The 901-nt window shown below is 61.6% G+C and carries 2 protein-coding genes; both read right to left on the bottom strand.

Annotation, left to right across the window (positions count from 1 at the left end; translation table 11 throughout):
• Positions 1-288 precede the first annotated feature (288 nt).
• Complete coding sequence (locus A8V01_RS04170) at positions 289-594, bottom strand: hypothetical protein (RefSeq protein WP_245892319.1); 306 nt, start codon at positions 592-594, stop codon at positions 289-291.
• A partial coding sequence (locus A8V01_RS04165; RefSeq protein ID WP_146037176.1) for a hypothetical protein occupies positions 581-901 on the bottom strand: 321 nt, incomplete at its 5' end. The genes A8V01_RS04170 and A8V01_RS04165, both read right to left, overlap by 14 nt.

Here is a 901-nt window from a genome sequence, read left to right as displayed (position 1 = left end):
AGATCAACGCTTCGCCAGGAAACGTCGTGCGCTAGGCCCTCGATCCGGCCGATCAGAACGTCTTCGTTTCGGCAATACATGATGGGGGTCGTGAACCCGCGATGGTGCAGGCGATTGGCGGCGATCAGAAGGGAGCTTTCGATTTCAGGCATCGCTCCCGTCAACGCACAAGGGTCACAAAGGTCGCAAAGACCGGTGAATTTACTCGCGATGGTTTGCGGCCCCGATCCAGCGCACCGCGCGTCGCCGAAGCTGTTCCGCTCACAAGGCCCGGTATCGTTCCTGCGACTATGACGACGCCGTTTCATCATACCGTCCGGCAAGCCGCAATTGGCGCACAATTCCGTTGAACGCCGCAGTCACACCCTGGGCACGTCCGATCTCGTTTTCCTGACGCGCCGCATCCCAGTACAGTTCAAGCGGCCACCGCTCGCGGCAATGGGGAAGCAGACAGCGAAGCGCGAGGCGGACCTCGATAGTATCGACCCGCGCTTCACCGCAGCGGGTTACACCGCTGCGCAGGATATGCACCGAAAGCGCAATGACGATGCGCTGATGTTTCGGCAGGCTTGCATCCATATCAGTGGAAATCATGCGACTTGAAACGCACGACATCCTCAGGATCGCGGCCCTCTGCATGCGGCGGCCAGTAGCTGTCATGCGGCCTGGGGCTCCATTGATCTTTGCCGCCAGTAACGTCGCCGCGATCCGGCGCGCTGGCATGGCGCGCTCCGTCTCCCCTGCCGGTCTGATGCGGAAAGGCCATCTCGCCAACCTTATGGAGCAGATCGCCGTGATCGATGATCCGGTCGCAGATGACGTGGATCACCTCGCCCTCCTTCTGGACCCGGCCCTTGAGCCCCACCATCGATGCGGACATCACCGTGCGGCGCTGGGCTTC

This window comes from Novosphingobium guangzhouense, from assembly GCF_002896965.1.
GTDB classification, from domain to species: Bacteria; Pseudomonadota; Alphaproteobacteria; order Sphingomonadales; family Sphingomonadaceae; genus Novosphingobium; species Novosphingobium guangzhouense.
The sequence above is the reverse complement of the archived record's forward strand: the minus strand, read 5'-3'. Positions and strand labels throughout refer to the sequence as shown.

Bases quoted from the DNA above. Each gene is read 5' to 3' on its own strand.
- A8V01_RS04170 (WP_245892319.1), bottom strand. From the start codon at position 594: ATGATTTCCACTGATATGGATGCAAGCCTGCCGAAACATCAGCGCATC.